Annotated in this window: 20 protein-coding genes; 8 read left to right on the forward strand and 12 right to left on the reverse strand. The window is 70.2% G+C overall.

Annotation, left to right across the window (positions count from 1 at the left end; genetic code table 11):
• Positions 1–68 precede the first annotated feature (68 nt).
• Both AC16DP_RS11915 and AC16DP_RS11920 read left to right on the forward strand, forming a co-directional pair.
• Entirely contained in the window at positions 69–938 is an 870-nt protein-coding gene (locus AC16DP_RS11915) for a DUF2381 family protein (RefSeq protein ID WP_329732109.1), read from the forward strand.
• 8 nt (positions 939–946) lie between these two features.
• Positions 947–2,836 (forward strand): serine/threonine protein kinase, encoded by a 1,890-nt coding sequence (locus AC16DP_RS11920; protein ID WP_329732110.1) that lies wholly within the window; start codon positions 947–949, stop codon positions 2,834–2,836.
• A 21-nt stretch (positions 2,837–2,857) separates the two neighbouring features.
• Here AC16DP_RS11920 and AC16DP_RS11925 read toward each other — a convergent pair whose 3' ends face one another.
• The 3 genes from AC16DP_RS11925 to AC16DP_RS11935 form a co-directional block, all read right to left on the reverse strand.
• Entirely contained in the window at positions 2,858–3,697 is an 840-nt protein-coding gene (locus tag AC16DP_RS11925) for a hypothetical protein (RefSeq protein ID WP_329732111.1), read from the reverse strand.
• Positions 3,698–3,817: 120 nt separating this feature from the next.
• On the reverse strand, positions 3,818–4,678 hold the full coding sequence (locus AC16DP_RS11930) for a class I SAM-dependent methyltransferase (protein ID WP_329732126.1): 861 nt from the start codon (positions 4,676–4,678) through the stop codon (positions 3,818–3,820).
• Positions 4,675–5,235 carry a NifU family protein gene (locus tag AC16DP_RS11935; RefSeq protein ID WP_329732112.1) on the reverse strand — a complete coding sequence of 187 codons (561 nt, stop codon included), beginning with the start codon at positions 5,233–5,235 and terminating at the stop codon, positions 4,675–4,677. Before AC16DP_RS11935 ends, AC16DP_RS11930 begins: the two co-directional genes overlap by 4 nt.
• 187 nt (positions 5,236–5,422) lie before the next feature.
• On the opposite strand from AC16DP_RS11935, the gene AC16DP_RS11940 reads away from it, so the two are divergent.
• The 5 genes from AC16DP_RS11940 to clpA all read left to right on the forward strand — a co-directional run bounded on the left by AC16DP_RS11940 (position 5,423) and on the right by clpA (position 10,347).
• Positions 5,423–5,992, forward strand: a complete 570-nt coding sequence (locus tag AC16DP_RS11940; protein WP_329732113.1) for a DUF2378 family protein — start codon at positions 5,423–5,425, stop codon at positions 5,990–5,992.
• Between the two features lie 10 nt (positions 5,993–6,002).
• Positions 6,003–6,443 (forward strand): hypothetical protein, encoded by a 441-nt coding sequence (locus AC16DP_RS11945; RefSeq protein WP_329732114.1) that lies wholly within the window; start codon positions 6,003–6,005, stop codon positions 6,441–6,443.
• A 78-nt stretch (positions 6,444–6,521) separates the two neighbouring features.
• Complete coding sequence (locus AC16DP_RS11950; protein ID WP_329732115.1) at positions 6,522–7,700, forward strand: GNAT family N-acetyltransferase; 1,179 nt, start codon at positions 6,522–6,524, stop codon at positions 7,698–7,700.
• A 9-nt stretch (positions 7,701–7,709) separates the two neighbouring features.
• The gene (locus AC16DP_RS11955; protein ID WP_043405956.1) at positions 7,710–8,036 is read left to right on the forward strand and encodes an ATP-dependent Clp protease adaptor ClpS; all 327 of its coding nucleotides are present in this window, start codon (positions 7,710–7,712) and stop codon (positions 8,034–8,036) included.
• Between the two features lie 4 nt (positions 8,037–8,040).
• Positions 8,041–10,347: an ATP-dependent Clp protease ATP-binding subunit ClpA gene (gene clpA / locus AC16DP_RS11960; protein ID WP_329732116.1), complete on the forward strand. Its 2,307-nt coding sequence runs from the start codon at positions 8,041–8,043 to the stop codon at positions 10,345–10,347.
• Positions 10,348–10,426: 79 nt separating this feature from the next.
• Here clpA and AC16DP_RS11965 read toward each other — a convergent pair whose 3' ends face one another.
• The 8 genes from AC16DP_RS11965 to fabI all read right to left on the reverse strand — a co-directional run bounded on the left by AC16DP_RS11965 (position 10,427) and on the right by fabI (position 19,315).
• Positions 10,427–12,025 (reverse strand): methyl-accepting chemotaxis protein, encoded by a 1,599-nt coding sequence (locus AC16DP_RS11965; RefSeq protein ID WP_329732117.1) that lies wholly within the window; start codon positions 12,023–12,025, stop codon positions 10,427–10,429.
• A 58-nt stretch (positions 12,026–12,083) separates the two neighbouring features.
• Positions 12,084–13,151: a chemotaxis protein CheB gene (locus AC16DP_RS11970; RefSeq protein ID WP_329732118.1), complete on the reverse strand. Its 1,068-nt coding sequence runs from the start codon at positions 13,149–13,151 to the stop codon at positions 12,084–12,086.
• A complete protein-coding gene (locus AC16DP_RS11975) occupies positions 13,148–15,322 on the reverse strand; it encodes a hybrid sensor histidine kinase/response regulator (protein ID WP_329732119.1) in 2,175 nt (724 codons plus the stop codon). Before AC16DP_RS11975 ends, AC16DP_RS11970 begins: the two co-directional genes overlap by 4 nt.
• A complete protein-coding gene (locus AC16DP_RS11980) occupies positions 15,312–15,866 on the reverse strand; it encodes a chemotaxis protein CheW (RefSeq protein ID WP_329732120.1) in 555 nt (184 codons plus the stop codon). Before AC16DP_RS11980 ends, AC16DP_RS11975 begins: the two co-directional genes overlap by 11 nt.
• Positions 15,863–17,083 carry a CheR family methyltransferase gene (locus AC16DP_RS11985; RefSeq protein ID WP_329732121.1) on the reverse strand — a complete coding sequence of 407 codons (1,221 nt, stop codon included), beginning with the start codon at positions 17,081–17,083 and terminating at the stop codon, positions 15,863–15,865. The genes AC16DP_RS11980 and AC16DP_RS11985 overlap by 4 nt, the downstream gene beginning before the upstream one ends.
• On the reverse strand, positions 17,080–17,946 hold the full coding sequence (locus AC16DP_RS11990) for a response regulator (protein ID WP_329732122.1): 867 nt from the start codon (positions 17,944–17,946) through the stop codon (positions 17,080–17,082). The genes AC16DP_RS11985 and AC16DP_RS11990 overlap by 4 nt, the downstream gene beginning before the upstream one ends.
• A 10-nt stretch (positions 17,947–17,956) precedes the next feature.
• Complete coding sequence (locus AC16DP_RS11995) at positions 17,957–18,334, reverse strand: response regulator (protein ID WP_043405934.1); 378 nt, start codon at positions 18,332–18,334, stop codon at positions 17,957–17,959.
• A gap of 147 nt (positions 18,335–18,481) precedes the next feature.
• On the reverse strand, positions 18,482–19,315 hold the full coding sequence (gene fabI, locus AC16DP_RS12000; protein ID WP_329732123.1) for an enoyl-ACP reductase FabI: 834 nt from the start codon (positions 19,313–19,315) through the stop codon (positions 18,482–18,484).
• A gap of 625 nt (positions 19,316–19,940) precedes the next feature.
• Between fabI and AC16DP_RS12005 the strand changes: the two genes are divergently transcribed.
• Entirely contained in the window at positions 19,941–20,627 is a 687-nt protein-coding gene (locus AC16DP_RS12005; RefSeq protein ID WP_329732124.1) for a hypothetical protein, read from the forward strand.
• Positions 20,628–20,725: 98 nt separating this feature from the next.
• Here AC16DP_RS12005 and AC16DP_RS12010 read toward each other — a convergent pair.
• Positions 20,726–22,029 (reverse strand): serine/threonine protein kinase (locus tag AC16DP_RS12010; RefSeq protein ID WP_483956704.1); only part of this gene is annotated, 1,304 nt, incomplete at its 5' end.

Consider the following 22,029-nt stretch of genomic DNA (forward strand, 5'->3'; position numbering starts at 1 on the left):
CCTCGCGGACAACGGCTGCCACCGCGCCGCATGACCTGCTAGGTTCACCCGCCGGAGGAACTTCCGGAGTGACCCTCGTCCTTCCGCGCCGTGCCCTGTGTCTGCTGCCCCTGGTGGGCGCCACTTCCGCCGCGGCCCAGCCGCGTCCGCTCTCCAGCCCCGAGCTGAAGGCCCGCCAACTGGTGCTCCCCGACAGCGCCTCGGAGCCGGCACCCACGGTGCGCATCGCCCCCGGCTACGACACGGTGCTGGAGTTCGATGCGTCCATCGACCCGGACTCGCTCGCCGTGCAGGAGCGCGAGGAGCGCTTCGCGCTGGTGGAGCCCACGACCCGGCTGGTGGTCCTGCGGCCCGCGCTCCCGCTGCCCGAGGACCGGCCACTGCTCCTCAAGGTGGGCTTCGCGGATGGCCTGTCCCCCACCCACGCCAGGCTCGCGCTCGTCCCGGCGGAACGGGAGGTGGATGTCCAGGTGCGCGTCATCCGCCACCCCCGCTCGGTCCCGGCGCTGGAGGCCCGGCTGGAGGAGGTGCTCGCCCGCTGCGAGGCGGGCAGCTTCGTCAAGCTCGCGCTCTCGGGGGAGTTGCAAGATGGCGTGACGCGGCTGCGGCTGAAGGTGCCACCTGAGTGGAGAGATGTGCGGGTGATTGAACAAGACGTCTACCACGCGCGCTCCCGTATCGTGGTGGTCGCACAGCTCCACCTGCCCCCGGAGGCCCGACCCTGGTTCCCCGGAGAGGCCCGTCTGAGGGACGCGGCCGGCCGCGAGGTGCGGCGGCTGCCCGTGTGGATGGACGGGACGCGGCTGCGGCCAGGAGAAGTCCGTGCCCTCGCCGTGGAGTTGGAGCGGCCCCCCAAGGGCCCGGACTCGCTCTGGGACCTGGAACTGCGCGACCAGGACGGCGGGCGAGCCGTGACCCTCACCCCCTTCAATCCTTGAGGTCACCCATGCACGAAACAACCCCCGTCCTCCGGCCCGATTCCCTGCCCGCGGGCACGGAGGTGGGCCACTGGCGCGTCGTGGATCGGCTCGGCGTGGGCGGCTACGGCGCCGCCTACCGGGTGGAGGACATCCATCATCCCGGCGTCATGCTGGCCCTCAAGCTGGCCCTGCGCCCCGGAGACGCCCGCGCCGGACGGGAGGTGGTGTTGCTGATGGACAAGGCCGTCCATCCCAACGTGGTGCGCATCCACGGCCACGGGCGCTGGCCGGATCCGGTCGAGGGCCACACCTACCATGTCATGGACCTGGTGCCCGGCCTTCCCCTGGACGAGTACGCCGAGACGCTCAACCCCTCGTTCCTCCGGTTCGCCGAGGCGGGGGCGAAGCTGGCCCTGGCCCTGGGAGAGCTCCACGCCCGGGGGGTGGTGCACCGGGATGTGAAGCCCGAGAACATCCTCATCCGCGAGCCGGACGGCGAGCCGGTGCTGGTGGACTTCGGCATCGGGGTCTACGAGGGCGCGAGCCCGCTGACTCCCACGTCCCTGCCGCCGGGCACGGCGCACCTGCGCAGTCCCGAGGCCATGCGCTTCTGGATGCAGCGGGGCCAGCACTCCGGCGAGCCGTACCCGGTGGGCGCCGCGGATGACCTGTACGCGTTGGGGGTGAGCCTGTACCGCGCGGTGACGGGGCACTACCCCTTCAACCCCGAGCTGCCGGGGGACTTCCTGGCGGTGATGATCGCCCACCACCGGGCGCACGCGCCCCGGGACTTCAACCGCCGGGTGCCCCGAGTGCTGAGCGACGTGCTGATGCGCATGCTGGCCAAGGACCCGAGTCAGCGCTACCGCGACGGCGCCGCGGTGCACGAGGCGCTGATGGCGGCGGCGGCCTTCGGCAAGCGCGGAGAATGGGAGGCGAGCCTCTTCGAATGGGAGCCCGTCCCGGCGGGCAACGACGGCGAGGCGCCCGGCCGGCGCATCCGCCGCCCAGCCATTCCCACCCGGCCCCTGACGGCCACCAGCCCCCGGTTCATGCTCCTCGCGGGCAACCCATCCGCCGGGCGCCGGGGAAGAGGACAGCGGGCCGGGGCGCCCTCCCCGAAAGGCCGGGGACGCGGCCGGGCCTTCCAGGCCGGGGGACTGGCCATGGCACTGGGGCTCGGACTGGCGTTGACCGGCCTCTGGGCGCTGCCCCGGCACTCCTCCGAGGCCCTCCCACCCGGGAGCGGCGAAGTGGCGCGGGCACTGGAACCCGCCGATGCTGGGTCGGCCGCGGCTCCACTACCTCCGGAGTCAACCCCCGCGGCTGCCTCCCCCGGGAAGGCACGAGCCACGAAAGGTGCCCCCTTGAAGAAGCTCCCGCCGACAAACCCCAGCGAGCCCCCGCGACAGCTGTCTGGCCCCCCGGGCAGAGTGCTCGGCACCACCGCCTTGTGCGTGGGTCTGGCCTGCGCCGGTGCCCAGCGGCGCCCCGCCGAGAGCGACTGCCCCGCCGAAGCGCGCGCCGCGATGAAGGCGCTCGGCCAACGGTGGGGATATGGCCCGACCGTCATCGTCGACATCCGGCAGGGTGAGGGCCCCCCCCCCCTCGTCCGCTCCGGCCCCATCGTCAGCCAGGTGAAGTTCGATATTGAAGGGATGCCCAAGGGGACCCTGCTCTTCGGCGAGCTCTTCACCGGGGGCACGAACGTCTATGGCCGGTACGACCGCGCCCAGACCCCCGACGGCAAGACGTACCCCGTCTGCTTCATCCTGGGCACCTCGGAGGAGGACGGCGTGGAGAAGGTGCCCAGCTCCGAGCCGGGCGCCGTCTACATCGCCAATTGGTCCCCCCTCACCGCCGTCAAGCGCTTCGTCTTCCGGGAGCCGGGCACCAAACCGAAGCCGGAGGACTAGGCGCCGGGGCGGGCGCGCGCTTCACCCGGAAGCGCCGTCGTCGCCGTCGTCCGGCTTCGGCGCCTCCCGGGACGCGGCCGCCTGCTCGCGCTCGCGCTGCGCGTACCGGGCCTCCCACTCCGCCTCCCGCTGGGCACGCTGCTCCTGCTGGCGGGCCACGAGCTCATCGCCCATCCGCATGAAGTCCGCGAGCACCGGCCAGTGCTCCTGGCAGAAGGCCATCTCCCACTCCGGAATCGGCGCGAGCGACAGCAGCGTCATGAAGACGAAGTCGGTATTGCGCTCGGGGTCCACCTTCCACTGCGCGAACGCCCGGAACATCCGGATCCGGGAGCACACGCGCCCGTCGGCCAGCAGCAGCGGCCAGCAGTCCTCCATCATCTTCAACGCCGCGCCCAGGTGCCCTTCGCGGCAGAGGATGGCCACCTCGGGCAGCACCAGGAAGGTGACCCGGCCACCGAAGCGCTCGTGGGCCACGCCGAGCCAGTGCCGGGCCCGCGCGGTCTCTCCCAACATGGCCAGGCACAGCGCGAGGTGTCCGGGCAGGACGACCTCGTCCAGCCGCATCGAGCGGGGCAGCCGCCGCGCCATGAGCGGCTCCAACACGGCCGCGGCCTCCGCGTACCCGCCCCGCTGCATGCGGCACAGCCCCACGCCCGCCAGCGCCGCCGTCCGGTGGGTTCCGTACAGGCCTCGGGCCGCCCTCCGGAAGAGGGCCTCCGCCCGCTGGAGCCCTCCGTGTGCCCCCAGCAGGTGGCAGGCCTGACGGTAGTCCCGCAGCCAACGGCCGAGCTGCGAGACAACCCACATCACGGCGCCCAACAGCACGCCCAGCATCACCACGAACGGCACATATCCCATGAGGGGCTCCAAGCTGACGGCGGAGGTTCAGTGCCCCACCCTACCGCGAACGTCACCCCGGGTCACGCGGCGGGACCCGGCGCGCGGACGCGCCAGGGAGGCCACGGGTCCGAGACCCACTCAGGTGGAAGGAGGAAGCGTCCGCGGCGCGGGCTCCACGCCCAGCACCCGCGCCAGCTTGGGCCGCACCCCGAAGGAGCCCAGCAGCGCCTCCAGCTTCGCGCGCGCCTGCCGGTTCTCCCGGTGCACGCGCCGGCCCAGAATCAACTCGTTCTTCAGCGAGTGCTCCCAGCCCGTCAGCTCCGTCACCGTCACCTGGTAGCCGAAGGACTCCAGCGTCAACGCGCGGATGACGTTGGTGAGGTGGCTGCCGAACTCCCGCCGGTGCCACGCGTGCTGGTAGAGCAGCGCCAGCGTCGGCTCCACGGCCTGCTTGCTGTCCTTGAGCTGCTGGGCCACCTCGGCCTGGCAGCACGGAACCACCGCCACGTGGTCCGCGCCCTTCTGGATGGCCACCGCCAGCGCGTCGTCCGTCGCCGTGTCACACGCGTGCAGCGCCATGAGCACGTGGATGCGCTCGGGCCATTGCGCCTCGTCCAGGTGCGCCGTCTGGAACTCCATCCTCCCGAAGCCCAGCCGCCCCGCCCGCTCCTTCGCCCGCTGCGTCAGCTCCAGCCGCCCCTCCACGCTCAGCAGCGTGCCCGCCTCGGCGTCCTTGAGGAACAGCTCGTAGAGGATGAAGCCCAGGTACGCGTTGCCGCTGCCCGCGTCCACCACCACGGGCGCGCCATGCCGCGTCTGCACGTCCTCCATGGCCGGCCGCAGCAGGCCCACCAGGTGGTTGACCTGCTTGAGCTTGCGCAGCGCGTCCGCGTTGAGGTTGCCCTCGCGCGTGAGCAGGTGCAGCTCGCGCAGCAGCTCCTTCGACTGGTCCGGCAGCAGCTCGCGCCGGACCTGCTTGCCCTTGACCTGCCGTCTCAGACGGACACCACTTCGTTGACCTCGGGGACGAGCTCACGCAGGCGCGTCTCGATTCCCATCTTCAAGGTCGCCGTGGACGAGGGGCAGCCCGCGCACGAGCCCTTCATGTGCAGGTAGACGATGCCCTCCTCGAAGCGGTCCAGGGTGATGTCGCCGCCGTCCTGCGCCACCGCCGGGCGGATCTCCGCGTCCAGGATGTCCTGGATGCGCGCCTCCACCGAGCCGCCCGCGCCCGCCACCGTGCGCGCCGCCGCCAGCGCCTCCTCGTTCACCGAGGGCAGCCCCGCCGTCAGGTGCTCGTCCAGCGTGGCCATCACCGCGTCGTTCAGCTCGTCCCACTCCCCCTCGTCGCCCTTGGTGACGGTGACGAAGTTGCTGCCCACCATCACCGCCGTCACCCCCTTGATGCCCATGAGCTTGACCGCCAGCGGCGACTTCTCCTCCGCGGCCTGCTTGCTCGTGATGTTCACCGCACCGGACGACACGAGCCGCCGATCCACCACGTACTTCAGCGTGCTGGGGTTGGGCGTCCACTCGAGCTGGATGTTCACCGACATGTGGAAATTTCTCCTGTGCCCTTCCTCTAAGCCGCCCGTCCGCCCGTGGCAACCGCGAGCTGGGGGGATTATCCCCTGCCTGAATTGATTTATCGGACAATCAGATTTTTACTGGATTTCAGTGGATGACGGTCCAGGCATGATAAGCTGAGAGGACGGTTGGTCATCCAACCGGGGGAGATGTCCCATGGAGAGCCCGAGTCTGCTGTCGCAGACGCCCAGAGTGGCAACACAGCCGCGCATCCCATCGAGTGTCTTCGAGGGCCTCTTCGTCCGGGGACTGGAGCCGAACAGCCAGCTGGCCCGGGCCCTGAGTGCGGAGGGGTATGACCCGAAGTGCCCCGAGGTGGACTACCCGGTGCAGGTGTGGAAGCGGTGCGTGGCGCTCGCCAGGGACCTGACGTACGGGGAGCTGAGCGACGCGGACGCCTACCGCCTCCTCGGCCGCAAGCTGACCGAGGGCTTCGCCGACACGCTGGTGGGCCGGGTGGCCGCGGTGGCGCTGCCGATGATTGGCCCGGCGCGCGTGGTGGAGCGGCTGCCGCGCTACCTGGCGATGATGGGACGGCCGGACCTGGACGTGCAGTTGGTGCCGGTGGGCGAGCGGGCCCGGCGCATCACCATCCCCGACGTCCACAACCGCCCGGAGTTCATCGCCGGCGCGCTCGAGGTGGCGCTGGAGCGGGCCCACGTGCAGCCCATCGTCAGCGTGGAGGATCGCTCGCACCTGGGCTTCCGCCTCCTCGTGCGCTGGTAGGAGGCACGCCATGGCCTACCCTCCCCGGCTGGCGCACCTGGCCACGCGCCCGGTGGTGGTGGCGAAGCTGATCCCCACCTACTCGCGCGCCCACCACATCGACGAGGACGAGGCCGCCCAGCGGCTCTCCGCCGCGCTCCAGGGCCGGCTGCTGCCGTGGCTGCTGGAGGAGGCGTGGACGGCCATGCGGGGCAAGTCCAAGCGGCTCACCGACGAGGGCCTGCTGGAGAAGGTGGCCACCACGTTGAAGGACCGGCCCACGCGCCCCGGACGGGTGGCGGAGCTGAACCCCGCGTGGAGCGCCTTCCTGGTGCTCGCGGACCTGGAGGCCGGCACCGCCAGCGAGGCCGCGCGCCGGGTGATGGAGTCGCCCGAGGGCCGTGAGCGCGCCCAGGCCGGGCTGGCCGAGGTGGGCCGCTTCCTCGCCGCCGAGCTCACCCGGGGCCGGTAGGCCGCTCGGAGCCGGGGGACGGGGCTCGCGGGCTGGCGGGCCGGAGGGCCGGCCGTTATAGGCTGCGGCCGCTCGACGATGTCAGACCCGCTGCCGCCCACCCTGCGCATCCACCGCGCCATCACCGAGGTTCCCCGGGGAGCCTGGGACGGGCTGCTCGACGACGCGGGCCGGCCCTTCCTGGAGTGGGCCTTCCTCGCGGCGCTGGAGGAGAGTGGCAGCGTGGGGCCCCATGTGGGCTGGCACCCCCACCACCTCACGCTGTGGCGGGGCTCGCGGCTGGTGGCGGCGGCGCCCGCGTACCTCAAGGACGACAGCCACGGCGAGTTCGTCGCGGACGGGGCCTGGGCCACCGCCGCCGAGCGGCTGGGCGTGCGCTACTACCCCAAGCTGGTGCTGGCCGTGCCCTTCACCCCCGTCACCGGCCGCCGGCTGCTGGTGGCCCCCGGAGAGGACCGGCCCGCCCGGGAGCTGGAGCTGGCCCGCGCCGCCCTGGAGTACGCCCGCGCCCGGGGCCTCTCCAGCGTCCACGTCCTCTTCCCCACCGAGGCCGAGACCCAGGCCCTGGAGGCCGCTGGTTACGCGGTGCGTCTGGGCGTGCAGTACCAGTGGCGCAACACGGGCTACGGCTCCTTCGAGGACTTCCTCGGCCGCTTCCACACCCACCGGCGCAACCAGCTGCGCCGGGAGCTGCGCGCCCCCGCCGCCCAGGGCCTCACCCTGCGCACCCTCCGGGGCGACGCCCTGGCCGGAGTGGACCCGGACGACCTCTACCGCCTGTATGCCTCCACGGTGGACAAGTACCCGTGGGGGGTGCGCTTCCTCACCCGGGACTTCTTCGCCCGGATGCTCTCCTCCTTCTCCCACGCCTGCGAGGTGGTGGAGGCCCGCCGCGAGGGCCGGCTGGTGGCGGGCGCCTTCAACCTGGTGGGGCCCCGGGCGCTCTACGGCCGCTACTGGGGCTGCGACGAGGAGCACCCCTTCCTCCACTTCAACGTGTGCCTCTACCACCCGGTGGCGGAGGCCATCGCCCGGGGGCTGGAGCGCTTCGAGCCGGGCGCGGGGGGGGAGCACAAGCTCACCCGGGGTTTCGAGCCGAGCCTCACCTGGAGCGCTCACTTGCTCTTCCACCCGGGGGTCGACCGGGCTGTACGCTCCTTCCTGGAGCACGAACGGGCGGCCGTGCTGGCTGGCCTGCCCCGGTGGCGGGCCGAAACAGGATTCAAGCGGGGGCCGTTGGTGCCCCCTACTCGTTAGAGGGAGACCATGTCCCGAGAGAAGTACGACCCGGATTCCAACGTTGTCACGGAGACGGTACCGCAGAAGAAGCTCAAGCGGCCCACCCTCTACAAGGTACTGCTGCACAACGACAACTACACGACCCGGGAGTTCGTGGTGGCCGTCCTGAAGGAGGTCTTCCACAAATCCGAGGCGGACGCCGTGCAGATCATGCTGCACGTTCATTACAACGGAATCGGCGTGGCTGGCGTTTATACGTTCGAGGTCGCCGAGACGAAGATACGGACCGTGGAGGCAGCGGCGCGGGAGAATGGCTTCCCGCTGCGCCTCTCGATGGAACCAGAGGAAGGTTGAGACCGTGGCAGGACCGCTGATTGCCAAGGCATTGCAGGACAGCTTCCGGAACGCGATGGAAGAAGCGAGCCGGATGCGTCACGAGTACCTGACGCTCGAGCACCTGGTGCTCGCGCTCACCCAGGAGCCCCGCACCCGCGAAGTGCTCAAGGCCTGTGGGGCCAACGTCAAGCGCCTCCAGGCGAACCTGGAGAACTTCCTGAAGGAGACCGTGGAGCGGCTCCCCGAGGGAGAGGAGGCCGAACCGCAGCAGACCATGGGCGTGGAGCGCGTGCTGCACAGCGCCGCCATGCACGCCCTGTCCGCCGATCAGAAGGTCATCGACGGCGGGGACATCCTCGTGGCGCTCTTCCGCGAGCGGGAGAGCCAGGCCCTCTACCTCCTGCAGGAGGAGGGGGTCACCCGGTTGGATCTGCTCAACTACATCTCCCACGGCATCTCCAAGGACGGCTCCCCGTCCTCCGAGGGTGGGGGCGAGCCCCGCGGTGCCATCCCCACGGGCGAGGACGAGGAGGGGGAGGGCGGCCCGCGCAAGAGCCCGCTGGAGGCCTACACCACCAACCTCAACGCCGAGGCGAAGCTGGGCCGGATCGATCCGCTCATCGGGCGGCAGAAGGAGCTGGAGCGCACCATCCAGGTGCTGTGCCGGCGCCGGAAGAACAACCCGCTCTACGTGGGCGAGACGGGCGTGGGCAAGACGGCCATCGCCGAGGGCCTCGCGCTGCACATCCACGAGGGCAAGGTGCCCGAGGTGCTGAAGAACTCGACCATCTTCTCGCTGGACATGGGCGCGCTGCTGGCGGGCACCAAGTTCCGCGGCCAGTTCGAGGAGCGCCTCAAGGGCGTGCTCAAGGCGCTGCAGGAGCACCCGGACGCCATCCTCTTCATCGATGAAATCCACACCATCGTCGGTGCGGGGGCCACCAGTGGCGGCTCCATGGACGCGTCCAACCTGCTCAAGCCCGCGCTGGCCAGCGGCAAGCTGCGCTGCATCGGCTCGACGACGTACCAGGAGTTCAAGGCGTCCTTCGAGCGCGACCGGGCCCTGTCGCGGCGCTTCCAGAAGATCGAAGTGGGCGAGCCGAGCGTGGAGGACACCATCCTCATCCTCGAGGGGCTGCGCAGCCGCTACGAGGACCACCACGGGGTGAAGTACGACACGGAGGCCCTGCGGGCGGCGGCGGAGCTGAGCGCCAAGCACATCAACGACCGCTTCCTGCCGGACAAGGCCATCGACGTGGTGGACGAGACGGGCGCGGCCGAGCGGCTCAAGCCCGAGGGCCAGCGCACCGGGAAGGTGACGGTGGCGGACGTGGAATCCGTCATCTCGAAGATGGCGCGGATTCCGGCCAAGAGCGTGTCCGCCAGCGAGGGCGTGCAGCTCAAGAACCTGGAGCCGGAGCTCAACAAGGTCATCTTCGGGCAGGAGACGGCCATCAAGTCGGTGGTGGACGCCATCAAGCTGGCGCGCAGCGGTCTGCGCGCGCCAGAGAAGCCGATTGGCAGCTTCCTCTTCTCGGGCCCCACGGGCGTGGGCAAGACGGAGCTGGCCAAGCAGCTCGCCGCGGTGCTGGGCGTGGAGTTCCTGCGCTTCGACATGAGCGAGTACTCGGAGAAGCACACGGTGAGCCGGCTCATCGGCGCGCCTCCGGGCTACGTGGGCTTCGACCAGGGCGGTCTGCTCACCGACGCCATCCGCAAGCACCCCTACGCGGTGCTGGTGCTGGACGAGATTGAAAAGGCCCACCCGGACCTCTTCAACATCCTGCTCCAGGTGATGGACCACGCGACGTTGACGGACAACAACGGCCGCAAGGCGGACTTCCGCAACATCATCCTCATCCTGACGACGAACGCGGGCGCGAGGGAGATGAGCACCAAGTCCATCGGCTTCGGCGACAAGCAGCTGCCGGCGGACGCGCAGCGGGCGAAGAAGGCGATTGAAAACACCTTCACGCCGGAGTTCCGCAACCGCCTGGACGGGTGGGTGCTCTTCTCCGGACTGCCGCCCGAGGTCATCCTCAAGGTGGTGGACAAGGAAGTGGGCCTGCTCCAGAAGATGCTCACGGAGAAGAACGTGAAGCTGGAGCTGACGCCGGCGGCGAAGGCGTGGCTGGCGGAGCACGGGTACGACCCGGCCTTCGGAGCGCGGCCCATGGCGCGGCAGGTGGACAACACGCTCAAGAAGCCGCTGGCCGAGGCGCTGCTCTTCGGCGAGCTGGCGAGTGGCGGCATCGCGCGCTTCGACGTGGAGGGCGAGGGCCTGAAGCTCAAGGCACTGCCCGCCCCCGCTCCGGCGCCCGCGGCGTAGAAGAGCGAGAAACGACAAGGGCCAGGTCGGAGGGTCTCCCCTCCCCTGGCCCTTGGCCTTTTCAACCTGTCCGTGCGGACTACTGAACGCGGTAGGTCTTCACCGCGCTGCTGAGCTGGTCGGCGATGATCTGCAGGGTGGTGGCGGCCTCACCGGTGGCGCCGATGCGGGCCACGGTCTCGTCCATCATCTTGGACAGGTCGCTCACGGCGGTGGTGATCTGGTTGATGCCCACGTTCTGCTGGCCCACGGCGGCGGCGATCTGCCGGACGGCGGCGGCGTTGTCCTGGATGATGGAGGACAGCTCGCGCAGGTTCTTGCCGTAGGTGCGCACCTGCTCGAGGCCCGCCTCCATGCGCTGCGAGCCGCGCTCGGTGATGCGCACGGCCATGGCCACCGAGTTGCCGATATCGTCCAGCAGCTCGCGCACGCGGTCCGTGGACTCGATGGACTGGTCGGCCAGGGCGCGGATTTCACGGGCCACCACGCCGAAGCCCTTGCCGTGCTCGCCGGAGCGGACGGCCTCGATGGCGGCGTTGAGCGCGAGCATGTTGGACTGGTCGGCCAGGTCCTTCACCGTCTGGGTGATGCTGCCAATCTGCACCGTGCGCTCACCCAGCTCGAGGATCTTCCCGGCGATCTCCTGCACCTGGACGCGGATGTCGTTGAGGCCCACGAGCGTCTGCTCCAGGGCGGCCTCGCCGGCGCGGCTCAGCTCGTCGGCGCGCTCGGCCACGGAGAGCACCGAGTCGGCCTTCTGGGCGGCCAGGAGACTCGTCTGGCGGATCTCCTGGGCGGTGACCTGCGTCTCCTGGAGGGCGGAGGCCTGACGGGAGACCGTCTGCGACTGCTCGGCGGCGGAGGTGTTGAGCTGCTCGGTGGAGGCGTTGAGGGCCTCGGCGGCCTGCTGGAGGTTCTGCGTCACCGTGCGCAGGCGGTCCACCATCTGCGCGAAGGCGCGGGCGAGCAGGCCCACCTCGCTCGAGCCGGACACCGGGATGGGACGGGTGAGGTCGCCGGAATCGACGATGTGGGAGGCCACGTCGGCCAGCTCGCGCAGCGGAGCCACGATGGAGCGGCTCAGCATGGACGCCGCCGCGAGGCCACCCAGGACGATGAGCAGGCCCAGCCCCATCATGGTGAACCACAGCCGGCCCACCTGACGGCCGACGTTGTCGTGCTTCATGCCCACGTGCACCACGCCGCGCATGCCACCGGCCAGCGGGGCGGCCACGTCGGCGATCGTCATGCTCCTGCCGTCGATGGGCACATCCATCCGCTCCTGCACCTTCACGCGCTCGCCGTTGGTGAGCTCGCCCATCTGCAGGCTGTTGGCGCTCAGCAGCGCCTGGGGGAACTCGCCGGAGAAGGTGCTGGCCAGCACGTTGTTGGCGCTGTCCACCACGTAGAGGTAGCCCACGCCGTCCACGTCACGGAACGTGTCCAGCAGGGGCTGGAGCGAGGGAGCACCGTCGGACGACGCCCGCTCGGCGGCGGCGGACAGGCCGATGGCGATCGCCTTGCCCTCGCTGACGGTGCTGTCCACGAGGTTGCCACGCAACCGGGTCGCGGCGACCCCGGTGAGCAGGATGGCGATGGCGGCACCGACTCCCGCTGTGATGAAGACGATCTTGGGGCCGATGCCGAGCGATTTATTGGAGGTGGCGTGGGGGCTCACGGAAGCTCCTCAACGGAGAAGGACGGGGCCGGTCGGGGGGACCGGAACGGAAAGGGACTCACGCCACACCTTCCGGACCGGGAGGGCGGGTGTTGGGCATGGGGCTGCGGCGGCAGCTCATGCGGATGATGTCGGGGATGGCGGAGAGGGGCACGCCCCGGTCCGTCGCCTTCAACTCGATGGCCACCCGGGGCATGCCGAAGACGACGGAAGAGGTCTCGTCCTGGGCGAAGGTGACGCCGCCCACCTTCTTGATGTCCAGCAGGCCGCGGGCGCCATCCTCTCCCATGCCGGTGAGGACGCCACCGCCGGCACGGCTGCCGTAGGTGCGCGCCAGCGAGGACAGCAGCAGGTCTCCCGAGGGGCACGGTCCGCCGCGCGTGCGCGTCAGCCGCACCACCCCGTTGCCCTCCACCGTCAGGTCGTGCCCGTCGAGCGGGAAGTACACCCGGCCCGGCTCCAGCCGCTCGCCCTCCTTGCCGATGACGACCTTGAGGGACGTCACCTGGGAGAGCCAGCGCACCATGCCGGGGGTGAAGCCCTCGGTGATGTGCTGGGCGATGACGATGGGCACCGGCAGGTCCGCCGGCAGGCGCGAGAGCACCTCCGACAGCGCGGGAGGGCCACCGGTGGAGGCCGCCAGGCCGAAGATGTCCACGCGCGCCCCGGTGACGGGCGGCGGCGGGGAGGCCGGGCGCAGGCGCCGGGAGATGACCGGAACTTCCGCCATCAGGCACACGGACTCGGCCAGCTGCCGGCCCCAGCGGCGCAGCTCCTCGCCACTGGTGACGGCCGGCTTGCCGATGAGCTCCAGCGCGCCCGCGCTCATCGCCTGGAAGCACACGTCCAGGTTGCGCTGGTCCGCCACGGCGCTCACCACCAGGATGCGCGCCGGCGCCTCGGCCATGATGGCCGCGATGGCCGCCGGGCCGTCCAGGTCCGGCATCAACAGGTCCATGGTGATGACGTCCGGGCGCAGCAGCCGCGCCAGCGTCACCGCCCGGCTGCCCGTATTGGCCCGCCCCACCACCTCGATGCGCGGATCGTCCGTCAGCAGCGCGCTGACGGCGTCGGCCATCGTGGGGGAGTCATCCACCACCAGGACGCGGATGGGCTCCTTGCTCATGCGCGTGCCCCCCTTCGGCTCATCACGTCGAGCACTTCGGTCAACAGGCGGCCCGCGGCGCACTCACGCTTGCTGAGGTAGCCGTCCGCACCCGCGGACAACCCGCGCGAACGCGCGCCCGCGCTGTCGTTGGCGGAGACGAGGATGACGGGGACCTCCTTGGTGTCCGGCTGAGCGCGCAGTTTGGCGATCAGCTCGGTCCCGTTCATCTCCTCCATCTCGAGGTCGCAAATGATCACGTCGTAGGTCTCCGTCTGCAACCGCTCCATGGCGCGGGCACCACTGGCGGCCAGGTGCACGGTGAAACCACCGGCCTCCAGCATGGCCCGGTGCAGGGCGCGTGCGGTGAGAGAGTCGTCCACCACGAGGGCGCGGCGGCTCTGCGGCATGGCCACCGTCGTCGGGGTGGAATCGGTCACCACCCAGCCGGGGCGAAGGATGAGCAGCAGCTCGCCGCGGCTGAGGATGGCCGCGCCCTGGTAGGCGGGCACATCGCGCACCTCGGCGGGCAGCGGGCGGATGACGAGGTCGCGGTCACCCACCACCGCGTCCACCGCGAGCGCCAGGCGCTTGCCGCCGCTCTGGACGATGATGAGCGGCTGGCCCTCGGACGGAGGCGCCGAGGCGCGCAGGCCCATGCGGGCGCCCAGGTCCATCACCGGCACCAGCTGGCCGTTGTAGTCCAGCTGCGTCTTCATGCGGCCGATGCGCAGGTTCTCCGGGCTGGCCAGCTGGGTGGACTCCACCGCCAGCATGGGCAGGCCCACCTGCGAGTCGATGGTGCGCACCGTGAGCACCGGCGAGCTGCCCAGCTCCATGGGCAGGGTGAGCATGAAGCGCGTGCCGGAGCCCTTGGTGCTCACCACCTCGATGCGGCCCTGCATGCCCTCCACCGCGGAGCGCACCGCGTCCAGGCCCACGCCGCGGCCCGAGGTGTCGGTGACGTCCGTGCGGGTGCTGAAGCCCGGGCGGAAGATGAGGTCGCGGATCTGCGCCTCGTGCATCCGCGCGCCCTCGTCCGCGGTGATGAGCCCCTTGCGCTCGGCCGACGCGCGCACGTGCAGCACGTCGATGCCGCGCCCGTCGTCGCTCAGCTCCAGGACGAGGATGTTGCCCTGCTGCTCCACGCGCAGGGTGAGGGCGCCCTCGTGGTGCTTGCCCACGCGCTCGCGCTCGTCCGGCATCTCGATGCCGTGGTCCACCGCGTTGCGCAGCAGGTGCACCATGGCGCCCTTGAGCTTCTCCAGCAGCCGGCGATCCAGCGACACCTCGGCGCCCACCACCGAGAGCCGGGCCTGCTTGCCCAGCTGGCGCGACAGGTCGCGCACCATGCGCTGCAGCGGCTCGAGGATGGTGCGCACCGGGCGCGTGGTGATGGACTTGAGGCCCTCTTCCAGGCTGTCCACGATGTCGGAGGCCTCGTGGCCGTCCGAGCGCACGCCGGCCGTCACGGACGACAGCATCGCGCGGGCGCGGGCCGTGGGCGCCAGCAGCTCGCGCGCCGACAGCAGATCCACCGCCTTGGAGATGTCGCGCAGACGATCCTCCAGGCGCATGCGGAACTCGCGCAGACGCTCCACCTCGCGCATCAGCGCCGTCACCTGGTGGGCGGCCACACGCCAGCTGGCGTCCACCGACGTGTCGTCGTCCGCCGCGGACACCGCCGCCGCGGGCGCCTGGGACGGGGCGGCCTGCGCCGGAGCGGGCGTGGCGGGCCCGGCATGGGCGGAGGCGGCGGCCATGGCCATCGCCTCGGCCTCCTCCGGGGGCGGCGCGTCCGCCACGAGCTGCGCCAGGGCCGCCGTGGGATCCGGCAGCGCGTCCCCGCGGCCTTCCGCGTGGGCCTGCGCACGGAGCAGGAACAAGTCCAGCCCGTGCAGCAGCATGTCCACCATCGGCCGCGGCATGGGCTTGATGTCCTTGCGCAGCGGCGCGAGGGCATCCTCCAGCTTGTGGGCGATGGAGCTCAGGTCCTGCAGTCCGAGGCTGGCCGCACTGCCCTTGAGGGTGTGCAGGTGCCGCGCCAGGCGCGTGTACACCTTGGCCAGCGCCTCGTTGTCGATGCCCTCCCGCTCCAGATCGAGCAGGTCCAGGGTGACCTTCTGACAGACTTCCTGCGCCTCGGTGGAGAAGCCCGCCACCAGGCTCTGCAGCATGGGATCAACCGCCATTGCGAGCCCCCCCGGTCGTGGTGCCACGCGCGAAGAGCCGCGGCAGGTCGATGAGGTGGATGATCTGCCGGTTGCTGGCCAAGAGGACCTCGGTCACGGGACCTTCGGAGTGCGTGCGCGCCGCCTCGACCGCGGCGGTGGGCATGCTGAGGGGGCGCGGAATGGCCTCGCAGTCCAGGGCGCACAGCTCGCCGTCACCGCGATCCACCACGAGCAGCACGGCCGGGTCCTGCCGCCAGCCATGGCCGCCCAGCATCGCGGCGAGGCTGAGCGCGGCGAGCACCGAGCCCTGGTAGCGCAGCACGCCGATGACGTGCGGCTGGGACAGGGGCACCGGCGTCACCAGGCGCAGCGGCAGGGCCGCGCGCAGCGACTCCAGGGGAATGGCGTAGCGCTCCTCGCCCAGGGGGAACTCGGCCACCATGAGTACGGTCTCGTCGGCGTTGCCGTCGACGCGGCCGCGCAGGCGCGAGGCACGCTCGTCCAGCAGCGCGCGCACCTCCTGATCCTGGACCTCCTCGGGGCCTCGGTTGCTGGTTGTCATTCGATGGCTCCCAACGTGAGGAAGGCGTCAGCGGACGCCCTGTAGAAGCGGGCCGGAAGAGGCTCGGGCCCCTCGATGATCAGATCCGGCGGAAGCCGGGCGGCGTTGTCGCGCACGGTGTGCATGAGGGCGAAGGCAGCCTCGCGAGCCCCCGCGCGCTCGCGCAGCAGGGCCAGCTCCAGCATGCCGGGAAGGTAGTCACGGAACTGTTGCAACAGTTTCTCCAGAAGGGTGGCCGCGCCGGCCTCATCCCCGCTCTCGATGCGCTGGAGCGCCTCGGTGTGCAGGCCCACGGCGCTGGGCGCGGGAGGCGGCGGCGTGGCGCGCAGGGAGGCGGCGGCCCGGAAGGGCTCGGGCTCGCGGGCCACGGGGATGGGCTTGGGCGCCGGGGGCGGCGTCAGCTCCCGGGGCAGCGGGCGGCGGAAGGCCTGCAGCTCCGGAGCGCCCACGCGCACCAGCCCCGCGGGCGGATGATCCACCTCCACGGTGCCCAGCAGCAGGAAGCCACCCGGCACGAGCGCCTTGGCCAGGTGGCCCAGCGCCACCTGCACCGCGTCCGGGGAGAAGTACGTCAGCACGTTGCGGCAGAAGATGACGTCGAAGAGGCCGTGCATCTCGTGCAGCGGCTCCAGCAGGTTGCCCTGGGAGAAGCGCACCACGGCGCGCACCGGGTCGAGGATGCTCACCCGGCCCTCGCCGACCTCCTGGTAGAGCGGATGGAGCAGCGGCCCGGCCTCGCGGCGGGACCAGTTGCCGTACACGCCCCGGCGCGCCGCTTCCAGGCGGCCCTCGTGCAGGTCGGTGCCGAGCACCTCCACGCGCACGCCCGGCGGCGCCATGTTCAACAGGCACGCGGCGATGGAGTACGTCTCCTCGCCCGAGGCGCAGCCGGCGCTCCACCCGCGCAGGGTGAGGTTGCCCCGGCCCAGCGCGGCGGGCACGGCCTCATAGGCCAGGAAGCGGAACTGCTCCGGGTGGCGGAAGAAGTACGTCTCCCCCACCAGCACGGCATCCAGCAGCGCCCGCGCCAGCGGCGCACCGGGACGCTGCAGCTCCGCCAACAGCTCCGACGGCGAGCGGCCCCGCGCCAGCTCCGCGCGCACGACACGGTCCACCGCCGTGGGCGAGATGGCCGTGTCACGGAAACCCGTGCACGACGCCACCACCTCACGCGCCCGCGCGAGCACCTGCTGAGGCTCCACCACCCCCGGACTCATGCGCTGCGCTCCACCCCCGCCGGCCGCAGCACTCCCACGGCCTCGCGCAACAGCTCCTGGGTGGCGAAGGCCTTCGGATCGAAGATGGGCACCGGGCGCTCACCCGCCCGCAGCATGCCCACCAGCGTGTCACGCAGCTGACCATGATCGGCGCCGCCCACGCGATCGCGCCGATCGATGTCCGAGGACTGGTACTCCTCGGGGTCCTGCACCGCGTCCACGCTCAGCGCCAGCAGCACGCCGTCGATCTCCAGGATGATCAGCTTGCGCTCCTCGATCGTCTCCCGGTGCTGCACTTCCAGCCGGCGCGCCAGGTCCAGCACGCACACGGGCTGGCCGCGCAGCTCGAAGAACTCGGAGATGTACCCCGGCCCCATCGGCAACGGGCGCGTGGCGGGCTGGAGGATGACCTGACGCACGCAGTCCAGCGGGATGGCGAACTCCAGACCTCCCACCGTCAGCCGCAGCAGGGCCAGCGAGCCCTGCCGGGCCCGGCGCCGCGCGTTGGCCAGCGCGTTCTCCACCGCGCTCAGCAGCTCATCCGCGCGGAAGGGCTTGGCCAGGAACAGCTCCGCGCCCAGCGCCAGGCACGCCTCGGCCCGCGCCACCTCCGAGGAGATGATGATGACGGGGATGGGCTCGGTGACAGGGTCCGCCTTGAGGCGCTTGAGCACCTCGTCGCCGTCCATCTCCGGCATGGAGAGGTCCAGCAGGATGGCGGCGGGCTGCACGCGGGCCACCTTCTCGAGCGCCTCCTTGCCATTGCTCGCCGTATTCAGCGCGTAATGGCCCGAGAGGATCGCGCGCTCGAGCGCGAGGATGGCATCACTGTCATCGACGAGGAGCAGGGACGGGAGGCTCACGGCTCGGCTCTCAATTCTGCGCGAGGAACTTGCGAACGGTCTCTGTCAGATCGTGATGCGAGACCGGCTTGTTGATGAAGGCATTGGCACCGGCTTCGACGCCCCGCTGCCGCAGGTCGCCGCCCCGCTCACCCGTCAGCAGGATGACCGGAACGTCGCGCACCTGAGCCAGGGGGCTCTGGCGCACCTGCTTGACGAAGGTGATGCCGTCCATACCAGGCATGTTGATATCCGCGATGACCAGCTTCACCGGCACCAGCCGGAGCAGCTGCAATGCCCGCGTCGCGTCCTCTGCCTCGACGAACCCCATCTTCAGGTTCATGAGATAGATCTTGAGGATGTTGCGTACGGTCGGGCTGTCATCCACGAGGAGGATGTTGGCGCTCAAACCCAGGCTCCTGCCGAAGGACCGAAGATCGGGACCCGGCTGAAGGAAACGGTGAGACTGTAGCGTGACCTCGCCCTCCTGCAAAAGCGGGGGCGAGAGAATCTCTGACTCCAGAGGGACGGGCGAGCCCGTCCCGCCGTACAGCGATCAGCCGGCCGAGGGGGGAATCCCGCTCTTGCCGTCCCCCTGCTCGCCCTCCTCGGGCGGCACCGGCGGGGCCCCGATGGCGTGGTAGCCACCGTCCACGTGCACCATTTCGCCCGTAGTGGAAGGCAGCCAGTCCGAGAGGAGCGCACAGGCAGTGCGAGCCACCATGTCGTGGCTGGTCCGGGCGTCCCACCCCAGGGGGGCCTGGGCGCCCCAGGCCTTCTCCAGGGTCTTGAAACCGGGGATGCCCTTGGCGGCCACGGTGGCCAGCGGGCCGGCGGCCAGGGCGTTGACGCGAATCTTCTTGGGGCCCAGGTCCCGGGCGAGGTAGCGCACGGTGGCCTCCAGGGCCGCCTTGCACACGCCCATCCAGTCATAGATGGGCCAGGCCACCCGGTTGTCGAAGTCCAGGGTGACGATGGAGCCGCCCTCCGTCATCAGCGGCATCACCGCCACGGACAGCTCCTTGAGGGAGAAGGCGGAAATCCGGAACGCCGTCTGGACACTCTCCCAGGGGGTGTGGAGGAAGTTGCCGCCCAGCGCGTCCTCGGGGGCATAGGCGATGGAGTGGAGCACCCCGTCCACCCGGCCCCAGCGCTGGCGCAGCGCCTCGGTGAGCGCGGGGAAGTGGGCGGGGTTGGTGACGTCCAGCTCCAACACGTCCACACCCGCCTTGAGGCGCTTCGCGCTGCGCTCCGTGAGCGATTTCGCCCGGCCGAAGCCGGTGAGGACGATCTCCGCGCCCTGCTGGAGCGCGTGCTCGGCCACGCCGTAGGCGAGCGACTGGGGGGTGAGCACTCCGGTGATGAGGAGCTTCTTGCCCTGCAGCAGCATGCACAGGCCTTTCCGGTAAGTAGGTAGTATGGGGCTACGGGGTTTAGCACTCCCAGCGTCCAGGGACAGCACGGAACAGGCCCAACTCCCCTTAATGGGGATGAACATCAGCGCACGTGGGGCATGCTTCTGGCCCCCAGAAGTGGCGTGCACAGGCCCGCCTACCGCCAGACGTTCGTGGTCCTGGAGGGGCGAAGATGAAGTCACGGCCCGAGCCGCTGAAATGCGTCCCGAGACCTCCCCCCACCACGGTCAGCGTGCGCACGAAATGCAGCCCACACCCGTTCCTCGGGCGCCTTACGTCCCCGCCTCAAATCGCTCACCCGTTACATCGAACCAGGCCCACTCACGTCCGGCGGCCCCAGCAGCTCTTCAACCTTCTAGTTGACTGGAAGCGATGTGCGCCAGCCCCCTACATCAACGACTTCCAGTCGACTGGAAGCGAAGGACGCGGAAGAGCGTAGCACCATCCCGGATGACGGACGCACCAGCCGCAACATGGACCCTCTCGATGCACACGTGCGGCACAACTCCCCGGAATGACGTCTTCCCGCCCTTGGCCCGCAACGTGCCACGTCCTCGTCCGCCGTACCGAGACGTTCCGCTCCAATGGGGGAAGATTCACATGATTGCATCACCGTTGACCGCACCGAAGTCCGTCATCAGCTCCGACCTGACGCTCGACCAGATCGCCGACAACATCAACACCCTGGTGAAGCAGGGCAACACCCACCAGCATCAGATCGGGGTGTTCTACAACCATGTCGTGGACAAGCGGCTCGCGGAGATGGGCGGGTACAAGAACGCCCGGGACTTCTTCGTCAAGAGGGTGAAGGCGCTGTCCCAGGCCACGCTGAGCGCGTACGGCACCGTCGCCCGGAACTTCCCGGAGTCAGTCGCCACCCAGTACGGCATGTTCAACCTGCGGGCCCTGCTCACCTACGCGGAGGTGACTGGCACGACGGTGCCCGCTGACCCCGGCCCCCTGCTCATTGATGTTCCGCAGGAGGACGGCACCCTGCTGAAGGTGCGCTTCGCCGACTGCACCGTGGATGACGTGGAGAGGGCCACGAGGGCCAAGCGCACGCCCCCGCGGCCGAACGTCCCCACTCCCGACGCCGCGCGTCTGCTGCTCATTGAGGACAGTGTCCGGCGGCATTTCACCGGCATCGCCAACGTCAGCCTCAGCTCGCGGAACGAGGGCGGCAAGACGCTCCTCAACATGCAGAACGTGCCCATGGTGGAGTTGGAACGGTTCCTGGCCGCTGTGCGAGAGGGCATGGAAGCCGCGCCCACGATCGCGGCGAACTGAGCGTCTCTCTGGCAACTGGGGGAACACGGCCGGCGAGCTCCGTGTTCCCCTCCTCCGCCTTCCGGGCACGCCCCGTGTGCGGCAGCAGTTCAACCCCATCAGTGCGGGCAGCGTGTGTCTTCAGGACGCGGGGGCACGTCGTCCTTGAAGACCCCCATCTCGAACAGCCCCAGTTCCTCTCGCAAGGGAGACACCTCGGCCTCGTCCCGGGCTTGACGGAGTTCCCGTGCCGCCTCCTCTGCCCCATAGGGCCCCCCCTCCAGGGCATTCAGACAGGCCTGGAGGTCGGCTCGCACTTGCGCCGCCGTTGCGTACCGCTCCGCCGGGTCATGACGGAGCAGTTTGCGGACAACATCTCCCACGGGCGTGGACACCCCTGCGTCGCGCAGTGCCGCGGCCACGTGCATGGGATGAACTGCCGCCGCGCGCATGGCCATGTCCGTCACAGGAACCCAACTGGGCACCTCCGCCACCAACCTGGCCCGCCTCTTATGGGCTCGCAGTGCCCGCTGGGCCGCAGTCTCCACCGCATCGAGATCGTAGAGAGTACGACCCGTCAGCAACTCCAACAGCAGCACGCCGAGAGAGAAGAGATCCGCCCGGAAATCCACCCCGGGGCGGCCCTTCAATGCGAGGCGCTCCGGCGCGGCCGTATCAATGATTCCTCGGATCAGCCGCTCCGGCGAGGGCGCGCGTTCGGGTAGCAGCGAATAGGCGAAAGCGAAATCAGCCAGCTTCACCACGCCGCTCCTCAACCCCACGCGGATGGACTCCGAGCCCACCCCTCGGTGGACGATGCCCAACGGACACCCCTGCTCGTCTGTCAGCGTGTGGGCGTAATGCAACGCTCCGGCCACCTCGCTGGCCACGTAGACAGCGAATGCCTGGGACATCAGTTTCTGGCGTAACGTGGTGAGGGAGCCAACCGACTCCAGGCTGCAACCCTCCACATGCTCCGCGACCAGGAATGTGTCGCCCGAGTGCGTGTAGAGACCGTGGACGCGAGCGATGGCCGGGTGCTCGAGCCGCGCGGTGAGTTTCACCTCCTCCTCGAGGCGCACGAGCGCCATTCGAGACGCACCACGCGGTAGCACCGTCACCTCCACCAGCTCGCCCATCCCCTCGGGTGTGCGCGGACGCGCCAGGTAGCTCACCGCGGCCTCCAGCCGGTTGCTGTCCGGCAGGCGCCAGACCTCCAGATAATCGGTGCCCTCATGTGAAAAGAGGACACGGGAGATCGCCTCTTTACCGCTGGCGGTCTGCCTGCCACGAGGAACTGTTACCGAGCACGCTGGATGAGGGAAAAGCGGGCCAGAATGAGCGAGCTGGGTGATGGGTAGGCTCCCCGTGAGCAGGGGTATCCCATCACCGAGACTGGAAAGGTGAGGCACGTTGGCTGATG

This window comes from Archangium sp. (assembly GCF_057119385.1).

Coding starts and splice junctions, on each gene's coding strand:
- AC16DP_RS11920 (WP_329732110.1), top strand. CDS start 947: ATGCACGAAACAACCCCCGTCCTCCGGCCCGATTCCCTGCCCGCGGGC.
- AC16DP_RS11925 (WP_329732111.1), bottom strand. CDS start 3,697: ATGGGATATGTGCCGTTCGTGGTGATGCTGGGCGTGCTGTTGGGCGCC.
- AC16DP_RS11935 (WP_329732112.1), bottom strand. CDS start 5,235: ATGTCGGTGAACATCCAGCTCGAGTGGACGCCCAACCCCAGCACGCTG.
- AC16DP_RS11940 (WP_329732113.1), top strand. CDS start 5,423: ATGGAGAGCCCGAGTCTGCTGTCGCAGACGCCCAGAGTGGCAACACAG.
- AC16DP_RS11945 (WP_329732114.1), top strand. CDS start 6,003: ATGGCCTACCCTCCCCGGCTGGCGCACCTGGCCACGCGCCCGGTGGTG.
- AC16DP_RS11950 (WP_329732115.1), top strand. CDS start 6,522: ATGTCAGACCCGCTGCCGCCCACCCTGCGCATCCACCGCGCCATCACC.
- AC16DP_RS11955 (WP_043405956.1), top strand. CDS start 7,710: ATGTCCCGAGAGAAGTACGACCCGGATTCCAACGTTGTCACGGAGACG.
- AC16DP_RS11970 (WP_329732118.1), bottom strand. CDS start 13,151: ATGAGCAAGGAGCCCATCCGCGTCCTGGTGGTGGATGACTCCCCCACG.
- AC16DP_RS11975 (WP_329732119.1), bottom strand. CDS start 15,322: ATGGCGGTTGATCCCATGCTGCAGAGCCTGGTGGCGGGCTTCTCCACC.
- AC16DP_RS11980 (WP_329732120.1), bottom strand. CDS start 15,866: ATGACAACCAGCAACCGAGGCCCCGAGGAGGTCCAGGATCAGGAGGTG.
- AC16DP_RS11985 (WP_329732121.1), bottom strand. CDS start 17,083: ATGAGTCCGGGGGTGGTGGAGCCTCAGCAGGTGCTCGCGCGGGCGCGT.
- fabI (WP_329732123.1), bottom strand. CDS start 19,315: ATGCTGCTGCAGGGCAAGAAGCTCCTCATCACCGGAGTGCTCACCCCC.
- AC16DP_RS12005 (WP_329732124.1), top strand. CDS start 19,941: ATGATTGCATCACCGTTGACCGCACCGAAGTCCGTCATCAGCTCCGAC.